Genomic DNA, 17,243 nt, shown 5'->3' with positions numbered 1-17,243 from the left:
GAGGGGACCCCTCCTGCGAAAGATACTAGGACGTCCAACTATTTCGATAGTAGGACGTCCTCGTAGCTCCTTCCGGTCTGGGTAAGGACTGCCCCAGGGGGTGACGCCGATGCGCGCGTTGACATTCGAGCCGGGCCGGCCGGGGATGCTTGAGGTGGAAGAGGTGCCCGATCCGGAACCGGGCCCCGGGGAACTGCTCGTCCAGGGGCTGGCCCTGGGGGTCTGCGGGACCGACAGGGAACTGGCGGACGGCGAGTACGGCTGGGCGCCGCCCGGCCGGAGCCGTATGATCATCGGCCATGAGTCGCTCGGCCGGGTGCTCCAGGTCCCCGACGGGTCCGCCTTCTCCCCCGGCGACCTGGTCGTGGGCGTGGTACGCCGTCCCGACCCCGAACCGTGCGGCGCCTGCGCGCGCGGCGAGTTCGACATGTGCCGCAACGGCCGCTACACCGAACGCGGCATCAAGGAGATCGACGGCTACGCCGGTGAGCGGTGGACCGTCGAGGCCGGGTACGCCGTGCGCCTCGACCCCTCGCTGGAGAGCGTGGGCATGCTCGTCGAGCCGACGTCCGTGGTGGCCAAGGCATGGGAGCACATCGAGCGGATCGGCTCGCGCGCCTGGTTCGAGCCGCGCACGGTGCTGGTGACCGGCGCGGGGCCGATCGGGCTGCTGGCGGCGCTGCTGGGACGGCAGCGGGGGCTGGAGGTGCACGTCCTGGACCGGACGGCGGGCGGGGCCAAGCCCGCGCTGGTGGCCGACCTGGGGGCGACGTACCACGTGGGCAGCAGCCTGGACGCCTTCGCCAACGCCAAACCGGACATCATCATCGAGGGGACCGGGGTGGGGCAGCTCGTCATGGAGTCCATGACCTGCACGTCCGCGGCCGGGATCGTCTGCCTGGCCGGGCTGGCTGCGGGCGGCCGCACCCACCGGCTGGACGTGAGCGAGATCAACCGGGACATCGTCCTGGAGAACGACGCGATCTTCGGCACGGTCAACGCCAACCTCCGCCACTTCCGGGACGCCGCGACCGCCCTGGCCCAGGCGGACCGGACCTGGCTCGAACGCCTGATCACCCGCCGCGTCCCCCTCAGCCAGGCCAAGGACGCCTTCGTCCACCACCCGGGCGACGTCAAGGTGACCCTCGACCTCACCACCTGACCCACTTCGAGGGCGGCCCCGACGGTTGCGCCCCTGGGAGGGGCCCGTCCCCGGGGAGGTCAGTCCTTGGGGGTGTAGGGCTTGCGGCGGGTGGTGGGGGTGCGGCCGGCCGCCGGGCGTCCCGCGCCCGCCGCGACCCGCTGCCGGGGCGGGGTGGTGCCCACGCGGATGCGGGAGGCGTCCTGCGGCGCCTGATCGGGCGCGAGGACGGTCACGCGAGGCGCCCAGCCCTCGCCAACCCCGATGCGCGCGGCACGTGGGCCATCAACGGTACGGCGGTCGTCCAGGCCGGGGCGGCCGGCGCTGCGGTCTTCTGGCGCGTTCCAGGGGCGGGGCCAGCTGAAGCGGCGGTGGGTGCCGCGGCGGCGGCCCGTCACGCGTAAGGAAAGCACGACGGTCACCAGCACCATCGCGACCAGCAGCGCGGGCGGCGTCCCCAGGACGTCCAGAGGCGAGGACCGCCCCACCTCCGTGCGCGGCGCGGGCACGAACGGACGCTCGGTCGACCGGATCTCGGCCGCCTGGTCGGCACCGGCCTTGACCAGCCGGGGAAGCCCGTAGCCGACGACCTTGTCGGTGTCCCTGACCTTGCGCTTGAGCCAGACACGGTCGACGTTGGCCTCGATGGTGTGGATCTTCTTGCCCTCGACCCGTTCCACGATCCCGACGTGGTCGACGCCCTTGTAGCTCTTGCCGCCGCTCCAGTCGTAGAAGACCAGAGCGCCGGGCTCGGGCCGCTGCGCCCAGGCCTTCTGCTTGATGAACCAGGCCGCGTGGGACGGCGTCCAGGCGAACTGCCCGACGTACGGACTGAGGCCGGTTCTGTCGGCTGCCCAGGCGATGAACATGTCACACCAGGGGGCGTTGCGGTATTGGGTGTCCTGGACGCGATCCGCGTACCACTGGCCGAACTTGGTGCTCTGGCCGCTCTTCTCCTTGTAGCCGACTTCCTGCCGTACCTGCTTCAGCAGCGCGTCCGCGATCGGGTCCAGGGTGACTCCTCCCCGAAAAACCGACAAATCACGATGGACTGTAGTAGCGCCATCGCGAATTTGCTCGAATCATTCAGAAAGTGTCTATCAATGGGCCCAAATTTCGGCATTGGGACGCATGTGACTGCTGTGACGGGCGATATCGCCCGTCAGGCCCCCGCACCCACGCGGTAGACGCTCACCTCACCCGCGCCCGGCGCCACCACGTCGGCCACGATCACGGTGACGTTGTCGGGCGAGCCGCCCTCGTTCGCCAGGTCGATGAGCCGCTGGACGGCGGCCGCCGGGTCTGCCACCGTGGTCAGCACCTCGTGCAGGACCTCGGGCCCGAGCACGGTCGTGAGCCCGTCGGAGCAGAGGAGGTAGCGATCATCAGGCTCGGCCTCGCGCAGCGCCATGTCCGGCTCGGCCCTGCCCTCGCTGCCCAGGACGCGCAGCACCATGGACCGCCGGGGATGTACGGCGGCCTGATCCTCCGTTATCCGCCCTTCATCCACCATCGACTGCACAAGTGTGTGATCCTTGGTCATCTGATAGAGCGCGCCATCACGAAGCAGGTATCCGCGGGAGTCACCGAGATGAGCAAGGGCGAACCGGTAGCCGTCCCACAGCAGGGCGGTGACCGTGGTTCCCATCCCCCGGCGGGCCGGGTCGATGTCGGCCAGCTCGACCAGCCTGCGGGCCGCCTCGTGCACGGCGCCCTCCAGGGCCGCCTCCAGATCGGAGCCGGTCTCGGGAAGCGTGGCATCCAGCTCGCGCATGACGGCGATCGCCGCCGAGCTCGCCAGCTCGCCGGCCGCGTGCCCGCCCATGCCGTCGGCAACCACGAGCAACCGGCCACTCGCATAGCCGGAGTCCTCGTTCTGCTCCCTGCGGCGGCCCACGTCTGATCCGGCGGCATAGCGGATGTTGTGCTTCATACCCAGCAGTAAATCATTGGTTGAAAGACTTCACAAGCAGATGCGCTGAAGACTCTTGTGAACTACTGTGGGTTTCATGAGCCACGACCCGACCGTGAACGCCGGGGACATCGCCCGGCTCGCCGGTGTCGGGCGTGCCGCGGTGAGCAACTGGCGCCGCCGCCACGACGACTTCCCCCAACCGATCGGCGGAACCGCGAACCAGCCGCTGTTCTCGCTGCGGCAGGTCGAGTCCTGGCTGCGCCGCTATGGGAAGTCCTACCAGGTCTCGCTGGCAGATCGGGTGTGGCAACGCCTGAAAGCCGCCGGCGATCTGCGGCTGGGCCATCTGGTCGCCCAGGCTGGAACGTTGCTGACCAGCGGAGAGAGCGAGCTGGAGCCCGAGCTGGCCGGGCTCGTGACGGAGCTGGCCGAGCGGCACGACCCGCTGACGGCCTACGAGTTCCTCTGCGAGCGTTACCTGGAGGCCCACTCCCGCCAGCTCTCGGTCACCCGTGACGACGTGGCCGAGCTGATGCTGCGGCTCGTCCGGGCCGACGGCGCCACCGTCCTCGATCCCGCCTGCGGGGTCGGCACCCTGCTCCTGCCGCCGTCCGCCGTGCCGGAACGCGCCGAAGCCGTTCCCGGCGACCCCGCGCCCGCCGACGGCGACCCGCCCGCGGGCCGGGGCGGCCCCGCCCGCGTCCTCGGGCAGGAGCTCAGCGAGACCTCGGCCGCCATCACCGCGGCCCGCCTGCGGCTGCGCGGCATCCAGGCCGACATCGTGGCCGGCGACTCCATGCGGCTGGACGGCTTCCCCGAGCTCAAGGCCGACGCCGTGGTGTGCGATCCGCCGTTCAACGAGCGGGCCTGGGGTTACGAGGAGCTGACCGGCGACCCGCGCTGGGAGCACGGCCTGCCGCCGCGCGGCGAGCCCGAGCTGGCCTGGGTCCAGCACTGCCTCACCCACGTCAGGCCCGGCGGCCTGGTCGCGGTGCTCATGCCGCCGGCCGCCGCGAGCCGCAAGGCGGGCCGCCGGATCAGGGCCAACCTGCTGCGCGCCGGAGCGTTGCGCGCGGTGGTGGCGCTGCCGGGCTCCGACCTGTGGCTGCTGCGCCGGCCGAGGGCGGGCGAGCGGCCGCCGTCGGAGGTGCTCATCCTCGACGCGACGGCCGACCTGTCGCCGGTCGAGCCCGCCTGGCTGGCCTACCTCGACGACCGCTCCGACCAGACCGTGCGGATCATCGACCTGCTGGCCGACGAGGTCGACATGACCCCGGCCCGCCACCAGCGCCGCGACGACGTGGGCCGGGCCTTCGCGCAGGCGCGCGACCGCTTCCTCGCCGCCGCCGCCGTCCCGCCCGACCTGAAGGTGCTCGACCAGCCGCTCGACCAGCCGTCCACGACGCTGGGCGACCTGATCAAGGAGGGGCTGGTGAGCACGTCGCAGGCGCCGCCCAAGATGGCCGCCGACGGCGGCGACGTGGCCGTGCTCACGGCCGACGACGTGCTGACCGGCGGCGCGCCCTCCGGCCTGACCGGCATGCAGCCGGGCCTGATCGTGATCCGTCCCGGCGACGTGGTGGCCTCCTACTCGGGGGTGCGGGTGATCGCCGACGGCGGCGCGGTGCTAGGCCCCCACCTGACCCTCTACCGGGTCGACGCGCGCAGGCTCGATCCCGACTTCCTGGCCGGGTTCCTGCGGGCCGCGGGCGGCCGGGTGACCACCGGCTCCAGCAGGTTCGACGTGCGCCGCACCCGCGTGCCCAGGCTGTCGCTGAAGGAGCAGAAGGCGTACGGGGAGGCGTTCAGGCAACTGGCCGTGCTGGAGGACGCGCTGCGCGAGACCTCGACGCTGGGCCGTACCCTGATCAGGCTCGGCCTCGACGGGCTGGCCGACGGCCATCTGCACCCGCAGTCCTGACGGTGTAGTTTTTCCCGAAAGGCTGCGTGGAGGGGCGAATGGTCATCGGCGACCGCTATGAGCTCGACGACCTCCCCCTCGGGCAGGGCGGGATGGGCGCGGTCTACGCGGGCCACGACCGCCACCTCGATCGCAGGGTCGCGGTGAAGCTGCTCAGGCTGCCGAGCGGCCCCGACCACGAGCTGGAACGCCGGTTCATCCGCGAGGCGCGCATCCTGGCCAGGCTGGAGCATCCGGGCGCGCCCGTGCTGTACGACTTCGGCACCCACGAGCAGCGGCTCTACCAGGTCATGCAGTTCATCGAGGGCGTCACGGTGGCCGACGTGGTCAGCGAGCACGGCCCGCTGCCGGTGCCATGGGCGGCGGCCATCGCGGCCCAGGCGTGCGCGGTGCTGTCGGCGGCCCACGCCCTGGCGATCTGCCACCGCGACCTCAAGCCGACCAACCTCATGCTCTGCCCCGACGGCAGCGTCAAGGTGCTCGACTTCGGGCTCGCGCTGCTGCGGGACGCCGACGTCACCACGTTCACCCGGATCGGCCAGATCCTCGGCACGCCGGCGTACATGGCTCCCGAGCAGATCCAGCACGGTGTGGCCGAGCCGCGCAGCGACCTGTACTCGCTCGGCTGCGTCCTGCACGAGATGCTGACCGGGCGGCAGCTGTTCACCGGGCCGACCGACTACGTGGTGTTCGAGCAGCAGGTCAAGGAGCGTCCGCCGGCCATCCCCGGCCTTCCCGACAAGCTGGGCGCGCTCCTGGCCGAGCTGCTGGAGAAGCAGCCGGAGAACCGTCCCGCCGACGCCGACGAGCTGTACGAGCGGCTGGCCCCCTTCGCCGTCGGGCTGCCGATGCTGCCCGGCTTCCTGACCGAGGCGCCGAGCCCCGGCCGCATGTACGCCCGCATGGTGGGCCGCGTGCTCAGCCCCCGGTCGTAGGGCCCCGGAATCCGGCGAAGGCGGCGATCAAGGCGTCCCCCAGGCGGTCGCGCCAGCAGTAGCGGTCGTGACCGCCCGCGAACTCCCGGTAGTCCGCCGCCGCGCCGAGGACGGCTCGCAGCCGTTCGGTCGGGCCGTGCATGGCGTCGTCCTCCAGGCTGCCGAGCTGGAGGTGCACGCGCGGCACCGGGCCCCTGGCCAGCTCGCCCGTCAGCCATTCGGGCTCGGGGCCGTCCGGCCACCAGAAGGAGCCCGACTGCGACACCGCCGCGGCGAACCTGCCGGGATGCCGGTGGGCGGCGTAGACGGCGGTGAGCCCGCCGAGGCTCTGACCGGCGATCACGGTGAAGCCGTCGTGGGGCAGCGCGTCCACGAAGCCGGGGTCGCAGGTGAGCCGGGCCACGCGGTCGGGGCCCGACTCGACCAGCCAGGCCCGGACCGGCGGGATGCGGCCGGCCGCGATGAGGTTGTCGAGGACGACGGGCAGGTCCTCGGTCCACTCCTCGCCGTCGAGCGCGACCAGCGAGGCGACCGGCGGGAGCGCGGGCTCGTACCGGAACCCGGCGGGCTCGCGGACGAGCTCGTGACGGCGCCGGCCGGGGACCAGCCACGGTGACGACGGGGTCGTCTCGGCGATCGAGAAGCCGCGCCACCGGCGGGGGTTGAGCGGGTCGGCGACCTGCGCGCCGTCCACCTGGAGGTGGTAGGAGGCGCGCCAGCCGCGCCGCACGCGGAAGGTGCGGCTCCACAGGTCCGGCCCGAGCTCCAGCAGGGCGTCGGCGCCGTCGGGACGCAGCCTGCCGGCCAGGACGCGCACCTCGCCGGCGGGGCCGTGCCACCGGAACGTGACCGCGTCGTGCTCGTCGTCGAGCCGGTTGACGACGGGCGTGACGGTCGCGCCCGGGAGCGGGACCGGCAGGGTCTCGGGCGGAAGGTCGCTCGTCAAGGCGGGCTGCTCCTCGGTCCGGTCGGAGACGTTGCAGCACCCTACCCCACACCTCCAGGCTGCCCTGAACGCGCTCTCCTGGTAACGCCGATCGTTATGCAGACCCCGTTGACAGGGCGGCACAGAGGCCGCGAATCTGGCGAGAGAGCGCTCTCTCACATCCCCCGTTCTACCCAGGAGGGTTTCCATGACCCCTCGTATCCGGCGGCTCGCCGTGCCCGTGCTCACCGCGTCCCTGCTCGCGCTGGCGACGGCCTGCGGCAGCGGCGGCGGAAGCCCCGCCACGGAGGCGAGCGCCAAGCCCGGCGAGAAGATCAAGCTGTCCGTCGGCCTCTTCGGGGACTTCGGCTTCAAACCGCTCTACGAGGAATACAAGAAGACCCACCCGAACATCGAGGTCGTGGAGGCCGTCACCCAGTTCAACGACCACCACAACAACCTGGTCAAGCGCCTGGCCACGAACGCCGGCGCGGGTGACGTCGAGGCCGTCGAGGTGGGCTACATCAGCACGTTCACCTCCCAGCCCGGCAAGTTCGTCGACCTCAAGCAGTACGGGCTCGACAAGCGCCAGGGCGACTACCTCGACTGGAAGTGGCAACAGGGCCTCAGCAAGGACGGGCAGCAGCTCCTCGGCCTCGGCACCGACGTCGGCGGCCTGGCCATGTGCTACCGCAAGGACCTGTTCAAGAAGGCCGGGCTGCCGAGCGGACGAACCGAAGTGAGCGCTCTCTGGCCCACCTGGGAGCAGTACATCGAGACCGGCAAGAAGTTCGGCGCCGCGAAGGTCGCCGACGCCAAGTTCGTCGACTCCCCCGGCGAGATCTTCCGCGCGATGGTCAACCAGGCCCCCGTCGGCCTGTACGACGCCCAGGACAAGATCATCGTGGACAGCAACCCCGACGTGAAGAAGGCGTGGGACCTGTCCAACCAGCTCACCCAGGAAGGCCTGACCGCCAAGCTGGCCGCCTTCACCCCGCCGTGGAACACCGGTTTCGCCAAGGGCTCGTTCGCCACGATCATCTGTCCGGCCTGGATGACCGGGTTCATCCAGGAGCAGGCCAAGGACGCCTCCGGGAAGTGGGACATCGCGACCGTGCCGGGCGGTTCGGGCAACAGCGGCGGCTCCCACCTGATGGTGCCCAAGCAGAGCAAGCACCCGAAGGAGGCGGCCGAGCTGATCGACTTCCTGACCTCCAAGGAGAACCAGGCCAAGGTGTTCAAGGAGGAGGGCACGTTCCCGTCGATCCCGGCGCTGTACGACGACCCCTCGATCCAGAACTTCACCAAGCCGTTCTTCGGCGACGCCCCCATCGGCAAGATCTACTCCGACGCCGCCAAGGCGCTCAAGCCGCAGCACCTCGGCCCGAAGGAGGCCGACGTCCGGGTGGCGATCGGTAACGGGCTCGGCCGGGTCGAGCAGGGCAAGCAGACGCCGGAAGAGGCGTGGGCGCAGGTTCTCCAGGACGTCCAGAAGATCAGATGAGCACGCTCCCGCTGTCGGTGCCGACCCGGCGCCGGCGGCGTAGCGTCCGGCACACCCTCGACGTGAGGGTGTCGCCGTACGCCTACGTCGCCCCCTTCTTCCTGCTGTTCTGCGCCTTCGGGCTGTTCCCGCTCATCTACACGGCCTGGGTCAGCCTGCACGACTGGACCCTGCTGTCGGAGGAGCACACGTTCGTCGGCGCGAAGAACTTCCAGACGCTGCTGGCCGACGGCTACTTCTGGAACGCCACGTTCAACACGCTGTCCATCGGCGTGCTGTCCACCGTGCCGCAGCTCCTGCTGGCCGTCTGGCTGGCCCATCTGCTGAACCGGCGGCTGCGCTTCCAGACGCTGCTGCGCATCTCGATGCTGCTGCCCAACGTCACCAGCGTGGTGGCCGTGGTGGTGATCTTCAGCCAGCTCTTCGGCCGCGACTTCGGGCTGATCAACTGGGTGCTGTCGTGGTTCGGCATCGGGAACATCGACTGGGCGGCCGGCACCGCGACCTCGCACATCGCGCTCTCCGTGATGATCATGTGGCGCTGGACCGGCTACAACGCGCTCATCTTCCTGGCCGCCATGCAGGCCGTGCCGCGCGAGCTGTACGAGGCCGCCACCCTCGACGGCGCGAGCAGCTTCACCCAGCTCCGCCGGATCACCATCCCGATGATCCGGCCCACGATCATCTTCGTCGTCATCGTCTCCACGATCGGCGCGATGCAGATCATCGCCGAGCCGCTGCTGTTCGGCCAGAGCAGCGGCGCGGGCGGCGGCGCGGCCAGCGGCGGCCCGGACCGCCAGTACCAGACGCTCGCGCTGTTCGTCTACGAGCAGGGCTTCACCAAGTTCGACTTCGGGTACGCCTCGGCGGCGTCCTGGCTGATGTTCCTGGTCGTGGTGGCCGTCGCCGGGATCAACTTCCTGATCAGCCGCCGGGTGAAGGGCGGCACGACATGAGACTGCGCTACCTGACCCTCATCGCGGTCGCCTTCTTCTCCGCCTTCCCGCTCTACTACAGCGTGGTGGTGGCCTCGCGGCACAACTCGGCGCTGGCCGAGGTACCGCCGCCGCTGCTGCCCGGCGGGAACTTCCTGGCCAACGTCTCCCGCGTGTTCGACACCGTGCCCTTCGGGCTGGCGCTGCTGAACTCGGTCATCGTGGCGGGCTCGATCGCGGTCGCGGTGATGTTCTTCTCGACGCTGGCCGGGTTCGCCTTCGCCAAGCTGCGGTTCCGGGGCAGGAACGCCATGCTGGTGATCACCGTGGCCACCATGATGGTCCCGGCCCAGCTCGGCATCATCCCGCTCTACCTGCTCATGGTGAAGCTGGAGTGGACCGGCACGGACTACGCGCTGATCGTGCCGGCGCTGGTCAACGCGTTCGGGGTGTTCTTCATGACCCAGTACCTCACCCGGGCGCTGCCCGACGAGCTGCTGGAGGCCGGGCGGGTGGACGGCTGCACGACGTGGGGCCTGTTCTGGCACGTCGTGCTGCCCGCCGCGCGGCCGGCGGCGGCCGTGCTGGGCATGCTGACGTTCATGTCGGCCTGGAACGACTACTTCTGGCCGCTGGTCGTGCTGAACCCGGACAACCCCACCGTCCAGGTGGCCCTGTCCACGCTGGCCAGCGGATACGTCAACGACTACGTGCTGGGCCTGGCGGGCACGGCGGTCGGCGTCCTGCCGCTCGTGGCGGTCTTCGCCCTGTTCGGCAGGCAAATCATCGGTGGAATCATGCAAGGAGCTGTTAAGGGATGAAGTTTCCCGAGGAATTCGTCTGGGGAGCCGCCACGGCGTCCTACCAGATCGAGGGGGCGGTCAAGGAGGACGGGCGGGGCCAGTCGATCTGGGACACCTTCTCCCACACCCCCGGGAAAGTGGCCGACGACGACACCGGCGACATGGCCTGCGACCACTACCACCGGTACAAGGACGACGTCGCGCTGATGCGCGAGCTGCGGCTGCGGGCCTACCGGTTCTCGGTGGCCTGGCCGCGCGTCCAGCCGGACGGCAGGGGGCCGATCAACCCGCGCGGCCTGGCCTTCTACGACAAACTCGTAGATGAACTACTAGCCGCCGAAATTTCGCCTTATGTCACCCTCTACCACTGGGACCTCCCCCAAGCCCTCGAAGCCCACGGCGGCTGGACGGACCGCGACACGGCCTACCGCTTCGCCGACTACGCCCAGGCCGTGCACGACCGGCTCGGCGACCGGGTGACCCACTGGACGACGCTCAACGAGCCCTGGGTGTCGGCCTTCCTCGGCTACGGCAACGGCGTCCACGCCCCCGGCCGCCGCGACCCCGGCGAGGCCATGCGCGCCGCCCACCACCTCATGCTCGGCCACGGCCTGGCGGCGCGCCGGCTGCGGGCGGCCGGGGCGCGCAGCATCATGCTCGTGGTCAACTCAGCGCCGGTGCTCACGCCGGCCCAGGTCAACGACCCCGCGGCGGTCGCCGGCGAGGCGGACGCGGCCGCCGCAGAACGCGTCCACGCGCTGCTGACCAGGCAGTTCCTCGACCCGGCGGTGTACGGCACGTACCCGGAGGAGGTCCTCGCGGCGGCGGCGCGCAACGGCGGGACCGCGCACGTCCAGGACGGCGACCTGGAGCTGATCAACGCGCCGATCGACCTGGTCGGCGTCAACTACTACAACCCGTGCGTGGTCGAGTCGGGCCCGGGGCTGCCCGCCGACGCCGCCTGGCCGGGCTCGGAGGACGTGCGCTTCACGACGGCGGACGCGCCGGTCACCGCGATGGGCTGGCCGATCGTGCCCGACGGCCTGTCCCGGCTGCTCGTCCGGCTCTCGAAGGACTATCCGCAGGTCGGGCTCATGGTCACCGAGAACGGCGCGGCCTTCGACGACCGCGTCGAGGACGGGCGGGTGCACGACGACGAGCGCGTGGCGTACCTGGACGGGCATCTGCGCGAGGTGCACCGGGCCGTCGAGGCGGGCGCCGACCTGCGCGGTTACCTGGTGTGGTCGTTGCTCGACAACTTCGAGTGGGCCGAGGGCTACCGGCGCAGGTTCGGCATCGTGCACGTGGACTACGCGACGCAGACCCGGGTGCCCAAGGACAGCGCCCTGTGGTACCGCGACGTGATCAGCAGGAACGGCCTGTAGATTTTTTCCGTGCTCTCCCTCTTGGTGCAGTCATGAGACGCCCGACGCTGGAGGCGGTCGCCGCCCGCGCGGGCGTCTCCCGCGCGACCGCCTCCAGGGTCGTCAACAACCAGACGACCGTCGCGCCGCACATCCGCGACGCCGTGCAGCGCGCGATCGACGAGCTGGGCTACATCCCCAACTCGGCGGCGCGCAGCCTGGTCACCCAGCGCACCGACTCGATCGCCCTGGTCGTCAGCGAGCCGGGCACCCGGGTCTTCTCCGAGGACCCGATGTTCTCCACGGCGATCAGGTCGGCCAGCTACGAGCTGGAGGCGGTCAACAAGCAGGTCGTGCTGATGCTGGCCTCCTCGCCCAAGAGCCACGCCCGGGTGGAGCGGTACATCTCGGGCGGCCACGTCGACGGCGTCATGCTGATCTCCATGCACGGCGCCGACCCGCTGCCGTCCGCGTTGTCGCGGCTGCGCGTCCCCGTGGTCTCGTACGGGCGGCCGGCCGTGCCGGTGGACATCCCGTTCGTCGACAACGACAACGTGGGCGGGGCCGAGGCAGGGGTGCGGCACCTGGTCGAGTCCGGGCGGCGCAGGATCGCCACGATCGCCGGCCCGCAGGACATGATCGCCGGCCAGGACCGCCTGACCGGCTACCGCAACGTGCTGCGCGACTCCGACCGCCGCTCGATCGTGGCCGTGGGCGACTTCACCAGGGAGTCGGGCGCGATCGCGATGCGCCAGCTCCTCGGCGACGACCCCGCGCTCGACGCCGTGTTCGTGGGCAACGACCTGATGGCCGTCGGTGCGCTCCAGGCGTTGCGCCAGGCCGGGCGGCGGGTGCCCGACGACGTGGCGGTGGTGGGGTTCGACGACATCGAGGCGGCCAAGTACACCGAGCCGCCGCTGACCACGCTGCGGCATCCGATCGCCGAGCAGGCGGCGGCCATGGTCCGGCTGCTGCTCGGCCTCTTCGAGGGCGGCTCGCGGGAACCGGTGATCCTGCCGACCGAGCTGGTGGTCCGTGAGTCGGCCTGAGCGTACCGGGGGCGCGCGGGCGATCTCCGCGGGCGAGGCCGTGGCCGCCGCCGTCGCGGTGGCCGAGGAGCACGGCATCACGGTGCGCGAGCCCGTCGTGCTGACGGACTCCTACAACCTCAGGATCCACCTGCGGCCGGCGCCGGTCGTGGCGCGGGTGCCCACGGTCACCGCCCTGGCCCGGCTCCGGCCCGAGGAGGCGATGCGGCGGGAGCTGGCGGTCGTGTCGTTCCTGCACGGGCGGGGGGCGCCGGTCGTGCCGCCGAGCGACCTGCTGCCCGCGCGGGTGCACGAGCACGGCGGGACGCCGGTGTCGTACTGGCAGTACGTCGAACACGTCGAACACGTCGAACACGCCGAACACGCCGAACACGCCGAGCACGACGGGTCTCCGGTGACGCCCGAGGCGTTCGGGCGGGCGCTGCGCGAGCTGCACGAGGAGCTGCGCGGCTTTCCAGGCGCGCTGCCGCGCCTCGGGCCCGTCCTCGACGAGCCCCGGCACCTGCTCGGGCTGCTCTCCGGCGAGCTGGAGCCGGACGTGCTGGCCCGGCTCGCCGAGGCCCGCGACGGGCTGGCCGCCCGGCTGCCCGACGGCGGTCAGGCCGTGCACGGCGACGCGCATCCGGGCAACCTGCTGGTCACGCCCGGCGGCCTGCTGTGGAACGACTTCGAGGAGACCATGTCCGCGCCCGTGGGCTGGGACCTGGCCTGCCTGCTGAGGACCGTCCGGCTCGACGGGCGCGCCGCCGTGCGGGCCTACGGCGCCGATCCCGACGATCCGGCCCTGGCGGTGTTCACGGAGGCGCGGACCTTGCAGGCCGTCCTGTGGACGCTGGTCAGGGCGCTGCGCTTCCCCGAGGAGCGGGCCGCCGCCCGCGCCACCCTCGACGGATGGCTGCGCGACCCCACCCGCCGCACCCGCTGACCGGCACCACGCCCTCCGCGGGGCCTGGGCGGGTCCGGGCGTGGTCAGGCGGGGATGATGGCGCGGGCCTCCTCGACGTGGGCGGCGATGCGGCCGGCGCCGCACGACTCGGCCAGCGCGCGGGCCTCGTCGGCCAGCGCCAGCGCCTCGGCGTGACGTCCCTGGGCGACGGCGATGCGGATCAGCCCGACCTGGTTGGACGCGACCCCCGCCGGATGCCCGAGCTCCCGCCGCAGCCGCGACGACTCCGTCAGCCTCTCGCGCGCCTCGTCGAGCCGCCCGGCCCGGTGGGCGACGATCCCCTGGTGCCTGAGCACCTCCGCGAGCGTGGCGAGGTCGCCCGTCTCCGCGGCCAGCTCCCCGGCGCGCTCGAACAGGGGAACGGCCCGGTCGAGGTCGCCTTCGACGACCTGGTGGAAACAGCCCTCCCAGAACGCCGCCTCGCCCTCCCCGCGCCGGTCGCCGAGCGCCCTGAACAGGGTCGTGGCCCGCTGGAACAGCGGCAGCTCGCGCGGGTCCGCCTCATCCCCTTGCAGCACGCGCCCGTGCAGGACCCGGCCTCTGGCCAGGTACAACGCCGCCTCGACCGCGTCCAGCTCGCGGCCGGACGTCGCGAGCGCCGCGTCGTCCCCGGCGTAGATCCCACGTTCGTAGAGCTCCTGGGCCCGCTCGATCCACATTTGCCCGAACCTAATGGAGGCCGACGCCGCAGACAACGACATCCGGGGCAGATGCCTAGCGCGGGAGCGGTCAGCCGCGCGCCCGCGCCGTCGAGGCCCTGACCACCAGCTCCGGCTCGAACAGCAGCTCGTCGGCGGGCACGACCGCCTTGTCGATCTGGGCCACCAGCAGGTCGACGGCGGCCCGGCCCATCGCGTCGATCGGCTGGCGGACCGTGGTCAGCGGCGGCTCGGTGCAGTTCATCAGCGCCGAGTCGTCGAAGCCGATGACCGAGACGTCCCCCGGCACGGTGAGCCCGGCCCGCCTGGCCGCCCGGACGGTGCCGAGCGCGAGCAGGTCGCTGGCGCAGATCACGCCGGTCACCCCCTGCCTGACCAGCCGGGCCGCGGCCGCGTGCCCGCCTTCCAGGGAGAACATCGTGTGCTCGACGAGTCGTGGATCGCCGCCCCCGGCCTCGAACGTCTCCAGCTTGCGCCGGGAGGGCATGTGGTCCTTCGGGCCGAGCACCATGCCGACGCGTTCGTGGCCGAGCGCGCGCAGGTGGGACAGGGCCATCTCGGCGGCCACCACGTCGTCGCAGGAGACCTGCGGGAAGTCCAGCCGCTCGACGGCCGCGTTGACCAGGACGGTCGGCAGCTTGCGCTCGTGCAGCAGCTCGTAGTGGTCGTGCGAGGCGTCGGCCTGGGCGTAGAGGCCGCCGGCGAAGACCACGCCGCTGACCTGCTGCTGGAGCAACAGGTCGACGTAGTCGGCCTCGGAGACGCCGCCGACCGTGCGGGTGCACAGCACCGAGGTGAAGCCCTGCTGGGCCAGGGCGCCGCCGACGACCTCCGCGAAGGCGGGGAAGATCGGGTTCTGCAGCTCGGGGAGCACCAGGCCGACCAGGCGGGCCCGGTCGCCGCGCAACTGGGTGGGACGCTCGTAGCCGAGCACGTCGAGCGCGGTCAGCACGGCCTCGCGCGTGGCGTCGGACACACCCGGCTTGCCGTTGAGCACGCGGCTGACCGTCGCCTCGCTCACCCCGACCTTCTTCGCAACCTCTGCGAGTCGTCGCGTCATGGGCAAACTATACGGCCTCCCACGCAAGCGCTTGCGATCACTTACGTAGCCCGCGCCCGGCGATCCCACTCCCGCCCAGGACGGCCTTCCCGGCAATTTCGGCGTATCGGCCGGACGAAATGCGGGGTGCCGCACGACAATTGCCCGTCAAATGTTTGCGCAATCACGTCAAGCCGTTGCGAAATTCTGCGTCACAGCTCCGCCCTGGTCGGCAAACCCTGCCAGTCGCTCACGCTCGTCATCGCCGCCGCGCCCAGCAGCGCGCCTCGCTGCAACCGCTCCTGCGGGGTCAGACCGTCGAGCGCGGCGCTGATGTAGCCGGCCGCGAACGCCTCGCCCGAGCCCGCCATGTCCACCACGGGAACCTGCGGGACGGTCACGTCGTAACGCATGCGGTCGGCGCGCACGCTGGCGCCCTTCGCACCCCGGTTGACGACGACCTCGCGCTCGGGGGTGAGGGCGGGTTTGACCAGGTCCAGCTCGTCCTGGGCGAGGAAGAGCAGGTGGGAGCGGCAGGCCAGCTCGCCGAGCACCTCCTCGGCCTCCCGGACGGAGGGCCACAGCTCGGGCACGTAGTCGACGGAGAAGGAGATCATGACGCCGGCCGTCCGCGCCGCGCTCATGGCGGCGTGCACGGCGTCGAGCGCGTCCATGCCCAGGGCCGCCGTGACGCCGGTCACGTGCAGCATCTTCGCCGCGCCCACCCGGTCCACCGGCACGTTGCCCGGCGACAGCCGCGACCCGGCCGAACGGGTGCGGTACTGGGCCGTCACCGGCTCGCGGCCGACGCGCACCTCCCTGAGCACCATCCCGGTACGCGCCCCTTCGACCACCCGCACGTCCCCGACGTCCACGCCCTCGCCCTTGAGCACGGTCAGCGCCCTGGCGCCCAGCTCGTCGTCCCCCACCCGGCCGGCGTACGCGCAGCGGTGACCCAGCCTGGACAGGGCGATGACCAGGGTGAACTCGGGACCGCAGACGTCCAGCCTGGCATCGTTCTCGTGCCGCACCCGGCCGCTGGAGACGACGCCGAGCGGCTCGCCCAGCGCGTAGACGTCTGTCATGGGCCAGACTGTAGTTGGTCACGGCAGTGCTGAATGATTTTTTTGCATAGGTCCTGGTTAGGACCGTGATCAAATATTTTCTGTATCTTTAGCGAACCTTTTTCCCAACTCGTGCCTCAAAGTAGTAGAGGAAGCCGGCGCGCCCCGGTGCCGGCTTCGAGTCGATACGGGGAGAGGAATCAGCACCCTCATGAGAAAGATCGCAGTAGGAATCATCACCGCCTTCGTCGGCGGGGCCATGTTGGTTTCCGGCGCGGGCGCCGCCTCCGCCACCGCGACCAAGCACGCCACGGAGCTCAAGATCCGTGACATCACCCCCAACCCGGTCGTGGTGAAGGCCGGCAGCGAGACCACCGCGTACTTCGACATCGGGGCCAGCTCCGACGTCCAGAAGGTCACGCTGAGCGTGGCGCCGGAGGGCGACGTCCGCACCTTCCGCGCCAAGGACGTCAAGGACCTTCAGGGCTGGCGCTTCGCCGTCCCGTTCAACGAGGGCGACTTCGCCGGCAAGTGGAAGGCCACCGCTGTGGCCTTCGACAAGGACAACAAGCAGGTCGCCACCGACTCCGCGTTCTTCAACGTCGAGATCCAGAAGGGCAAGGCCGACACCCGCGTCTCGCGCTTCACGGCCGACCCCTACAAGGTCCGTCAGGGCCGCTCGATCTACTTCTCCGGTCGCCTTCAGGTCGATGACGAAGGCTGGGAGGGCCTGCGCGGCGAGAAGGTCAGCGTCTACTACCGCGCCGACGGCTCCAGCGGCTGGAAGTGGGTCGCCTCCACCACGACCAAGTGGGGCGGCAAGTTCTCCGCCAAGACCCGCGCCTGGAAGAGCGGCACGTTCAAGGCCGTCTACGAGGGCAACGACGAGCTCAACGGCTCCGAGAGCCGTCGCGACTACGTCAAGGTCTACCGTTCCTGGCACCACCGGTAATTGATCGTCTGAGGCCCGGTTCCCCTGGTGGGAGCCGGGCCTTCGGCTTTTCCGGATTCCTTTACCCGCACCGGGGTTTATCGATCACCGG

16 protein-coding genes are annotated in these 17,243 nt (G+C 71.1%); 10 read left to right on the top strand and 6 right to left on the bottom strand.

Features of this window, described 5'->3' with window-relative positions:
- Nucleotides 1-109 precede the first annotated feature (109 nt).
- Nucleotides 110-1,162, top strand: coding sequence for a glucose 1-dehydrogenase (locus tag ACIA8R_RS21710; protein WP_364089182.1), 1,053 nt, complete (start codon nucleotides 110-112; stop codon nucleotides 1,160-1,162).
- Nucleotides 1,163-1,221: 59 nt separating this feature from the next.
- Here the strand turns inward: ACIA8R_RS21710 and ACIA8R_RS21705 are convergent, their stop codons facing one another.
- Together ACIA8R_RS21705 and ACIA8R_RS21700 are read right to left on the bottom strand one after the other, a co-directional pair.
- The gene (locus ACIA8R_RS21705) at nucleotides 1,222-2,181 is read right to left on the bottom strand and encodes a CHAP domain-containing protein (RefSeq protein WP_397040010.1); all 960 of its coding nucleotides are present in this window, start codon (nucleotides 2,179-2,181) and stop codon (nucleotides 1,222-1,224) included.
- Nucleotides 2,182-2,303: 122 nt separating this feature from the next.
- The gene (locus ACIA8R_RS21700; protein ID WP_357694950.1) at nucleotides 2,304-3,074 is read right to left on the bottom strand and encodes a PP2C family serine/threonine-protein phosphatase; all 771 of its coding nucleotides are present in this window, start codon (nucleotides 3,072-3,074) and stop codon (nucleotides 2,304-2,306) included.
- A 76-nt stretch (nucleotides 3,075-3,150) separates the two neighbouring features.
- On the opposite strand from ACIA8R_RS21700, the gene ACIA8R_RS21695 reads away from it, so the two are divergent.
- A complete protein-coding gene (locus tag ACIA8R_RS21695; RefSeq protein ID WP_364089188.1) occupies nucleotides 3,151-4,977 on the top strand; it encodes an N-6 DNA methylase in 1,827 nt (608 codons plus the stop codon).
- Nucleotides 4,978-5,015: 38 nt separating this feature from the next.
- Nucleotides 5,016-5,912 (top strand): serine/threonine-protein kinase, encoded by an 897-nt coding sequence (locus tag ACIA8R_RS21690; protein ID WP_357694947.1) that lies wholly within the window; start codon nucleotides 5,016-5,018, stop codon nucleotides 5,910-5,912.
- On the opposite strand, the gene ACIA8R_RS21685 is transcribed toward ACIA8R_RS21690, so the two are convergent.
- Nucleotides 5,896-6,858 carry an alpha/beta hydrolase-fold protein gene (locus ACIA8R_RS21685; protein WP_397040007.1) on the bottom strand — a complete coding sequence of 321 codons (963 nt, stop codon included), beginning with the start codon at nucleotides 6,856-6,858 and terminating at the stop codon, nucleotides 5,896-5,898. The genes ACIA8R_RS21690 and ACIA8R_RS21685 overlap by 17 nt on opposite strands.
- Before the next feature lie 187 nt (nucleotides 6,859-7,045).
- Between ACIA8R_RS21685 and ACIA8R_RS21680 the strand changes: the two genes are divergently transcribed.
- Genes ACIA8R_RS21680 through ACIA8R_RS21655 form a run of 6 tightly spaced genes read left to right on the top strand, consistent with a single transcriptional unit; the run spans nucleotide 7,046 to nucleotide 13,417 of the window.
- Nucleotides 7,046-8,341 (top strand): extracellular solute-binding protein, encoded by a 1,296-nt coding sequence (locus ACIA8R_RS21680; RefSeq protein WP_397040005.1) that lies wholly within the window; start codon nucleotides 7,046-7,048, stop codon nucleotides 8,339-8,341.
- Nucleotides 8,338-9,297, top strand: a complete 960-nt coding sequence (locus ACIA8R_RS21675; protein ID WP_357694941.1) for a sugar ABC transporter permease — start codon at nucleotides 8,338-8,340, stop codon at nucleotides 9,295-9,297. Before ACIA8R_RS21680 ends, ACIA8R_RS21675 begins: the two co-directional genes overlap by 4 nt.
- Nucleotides 9,294-10,097: a carbohydrate ABC transporter permease gene (locus ACIA8R_RS21670; protein ID WP_357694939.1), complete on the top strand. Its 804-nt coding sequence runs from the start codon at nucleotides 9,294-9,296 to the stop codon at nucleotides 10,095-10,097. The genes ACIA8R_RS21675 and ACIA8R_RS21670 overlap by 4 nt, the downstream gene beginning before the upstream one ends.
- Nucleotides 10,094-11,464 (top strand): GH1 family beta-glucosidase, encoded by a 1,371-nt coding sequence (locus ACIA8R_RS21665; RefSeq protein ID WP_397040003.1) that lies wholly within the window; start codon nucleotides 10,094-10,096, stop codon nucleotides 11,462-11,464. The genes ACIA8R_RS21670 and ACIA8R_RS21665 overlap by 4 nt, the downstream gene beginning before the upstream one ends.
- A gap of 32 nt (nucleotides 11,465-11,496) precedes the next feature.
- Complete coding sequence (locus ACIA8R_RS21660) at nucleotides 11,497-12,492, top strand: LacI family DNA-binding transcriptional regulator (protein WP_357694935.1); 996 nt, start codon at nucleotides 11,497-11,499, stop codon at nucleotides 12,490-12,492.
- Nucleotides 12,479-13,417 carry a phosphotransferase gene (locus ACIA8R_RS21655; RefSeq protein WP_397040000.1) on the top strand — a complete coding sequence of 313 codons (939 nt, stop codon included), beginning with the start codon at nucleotides 12,479-12,481 and terminating at the stop codon, nucleotides 13,415-13,417. The genes ACIA8R_RS21660 and ACIA8R_RS21655 overlap by 14 nt, the downstream gene beginning before the upstream one ends.
- A gap of 44 nt (nucleotides 13,418-13,461) precedes the next feature.
- Here ACIA8R_RS21655 and ACIA8R_RS21650 read toward each other — a convergent pair whose 3' ends face one another.
- The 3 genes from ACIA8R_RS21650 to ACIA8R_RS21640 all read right to left on the bottom strand — a co-directional run bounded on the left by ACIA8R_RS21650 (nucleotide 13,462) and on the right by ACIA8R_RS21640 (nucleotide 16,221).
- Nucleotides 13,462-14,097, bottom strand: a complete 636-nt coding sequence (locus ACIA8R_RS21650; protein WP_397039996.1) for a tetratricopeptide repeat protein — start codon at nucleotides 14,095-14,097, stop codon at nucleotides 13,462-13,464.
- A 70-nt stretch (nucleotides 14,098-14,167) separates the two neighbouring features.
- Nucleotides 14,168-15,157, bottom strand: a complete 990-nt coding sequence (locus ACIA8R_RS21645; RefSeq protein WP_357694929.1) for a LacI family DNA-binding transcriptional regulator — start codon at nucleotides 15,155-15,157, stop codon at nucleotides 14,168-14,170.
- A gap of 191 nt (nucleotides 15,158-15,348) precedes the next feature.
- Nucleotides 15,349-16,221 (bottom strand): sugar kinase, encoded by an 873-nt coding sequence (locus ACIA8R_RS21640; protein WP_364089209.1) that lies wholly within the window; start codon nucleotides 16,219-16,221, stop codon nucleotides 15,349-15,351.
- 190 nt (nucleotides 16,222-16,411) lie between these two features.
- Here ACIA8R_RS21640 and ACIA8R_RS21635 point away from each other — a divergent pair, with 190 nt between their 5' ends.
- Nucleotides 16,412-17,152, top strand: coding sequence for a hypothetical protein (locus tag ACIA8R_RS21635; protein WP_364089212.1), 741 nt, complete (start codon nucleotides 16,412-16,414; stop codon nucleotides 17,150-17,152).
- Nucleotides 17,153-17,243 lie beyond the last annotated feature (91 nt).

It is taken from the genome of Nonomuraea sp. NPDC051191, assembly GCF_044455665.1.
Lineage (GTDB): Bacteria > Actinomycetota > Actinomycetes > Streptosporangiales > Streptosporangiaceae > Nonomuraea.
Note: the sequence above shows the minus strand (reverse complement) of the source record. Positions and strands in the feature narration are given on the sequence as shown.

Excerpts from the sequence above, each read along its gene's own strand:
- ACIA8R_RS21700 (WP_357694950.1), bottom strand. The coding sequence starts at position 3,074 with ATGAAGCACAACATCCGCTATGCCGCCGGATCAGACGTGGGCCGCCGC.
- ACIA8R_RS21635 (WP_364089212.1), top strand. The coding sequence starts at position 16,412 with ATGAGAAAGATCGCAGTAGGAATCATCACCGCCTTCGTCGGCGGGGCC.
- ACIA8R_RS21675 (WP_357694941.1), top strand. The coding sequence starts at position 8,338 with ATGAGCACGCTCCCGCTGTCGGTGCCGACCCGGCGCCGGCGGCGTAGC.
- ACIA8R_RS21680 (WP_397040005.1), top strand. The coding sequence starts at position 7,046 with ATGACCCCTCGTATCCGGCGGCTCGCCGTGCCCGTGCTCACCGCGTCC.
- ACIA8R_RS21640 (WP_364089209.1), bottom strand. The coding sequence starts at position 16,221 with ATGACAGACGTCTACGCGCTGGGCGAGCCGCTCGGCGTCGTCTCCAGC.
- ACIA8R_RS21690 (WP_357694947.1), top strand. The coding sequence starts at position 5,016 with ATGGTCATCGGCGACCGCTATGAGCTCGACGACCTCCCCCTCGGGCAG.
- ACIA8R_RS21665 (WP_397040003.1), top strand. The coding sequence starts at position 10,094 with ATGAAGTTTCCCGAGGAATTCGTCTGGGGAGCCGCCACGGCGTCCTAC.
- ACIA8R_RS21710 (WP_364089182.1), top strand. The coding sequence starts at position 110 with ATGCGCGCGTTGACATTCGAGCCGGGCCGGCCGGGGATGCTTGAGGTG.
- ACIA8R_RS21645 (WP_357694929.1), bottom strand. The coding sequence starts at position 15,157 with ATGACGCGACGACTCGCAGAGGTTGCGAAGAAGGTCGGGGTGAGCGAG.
- ACIA8R_RS21660 (WP_357694935.1), top strand. The coding sequence starts at position 11,497 with ATGAGACGCCCGACGCTGGAGGCGGTCGCCGCCCGCGCGGGCGTCTCC.
- ACIA8R_RS21650 (WP_397039996.1), bottom strand. The coding sequence starts at position 14,097 with ATGTGGATCGAGCGGGCCCAGGAGCTCTACGAACGTGGGATCTACGCC.
- ACIA8R_RS21695 (WP_364089188.1), top strand. The coding sequence starts at position 3,151 with ATGAGCCACGACCCGACCGTGAACGCCGGGGACATCGCCCGGCTCGCC.
- ACIA8R_RS21670 (WP_357694939.1), top strand. The coding sequence starts at position 9,294 with ATGAGACTGCGCTACCTGACCCTCATCGCGGTCGCCTTCTTCTCCGCC.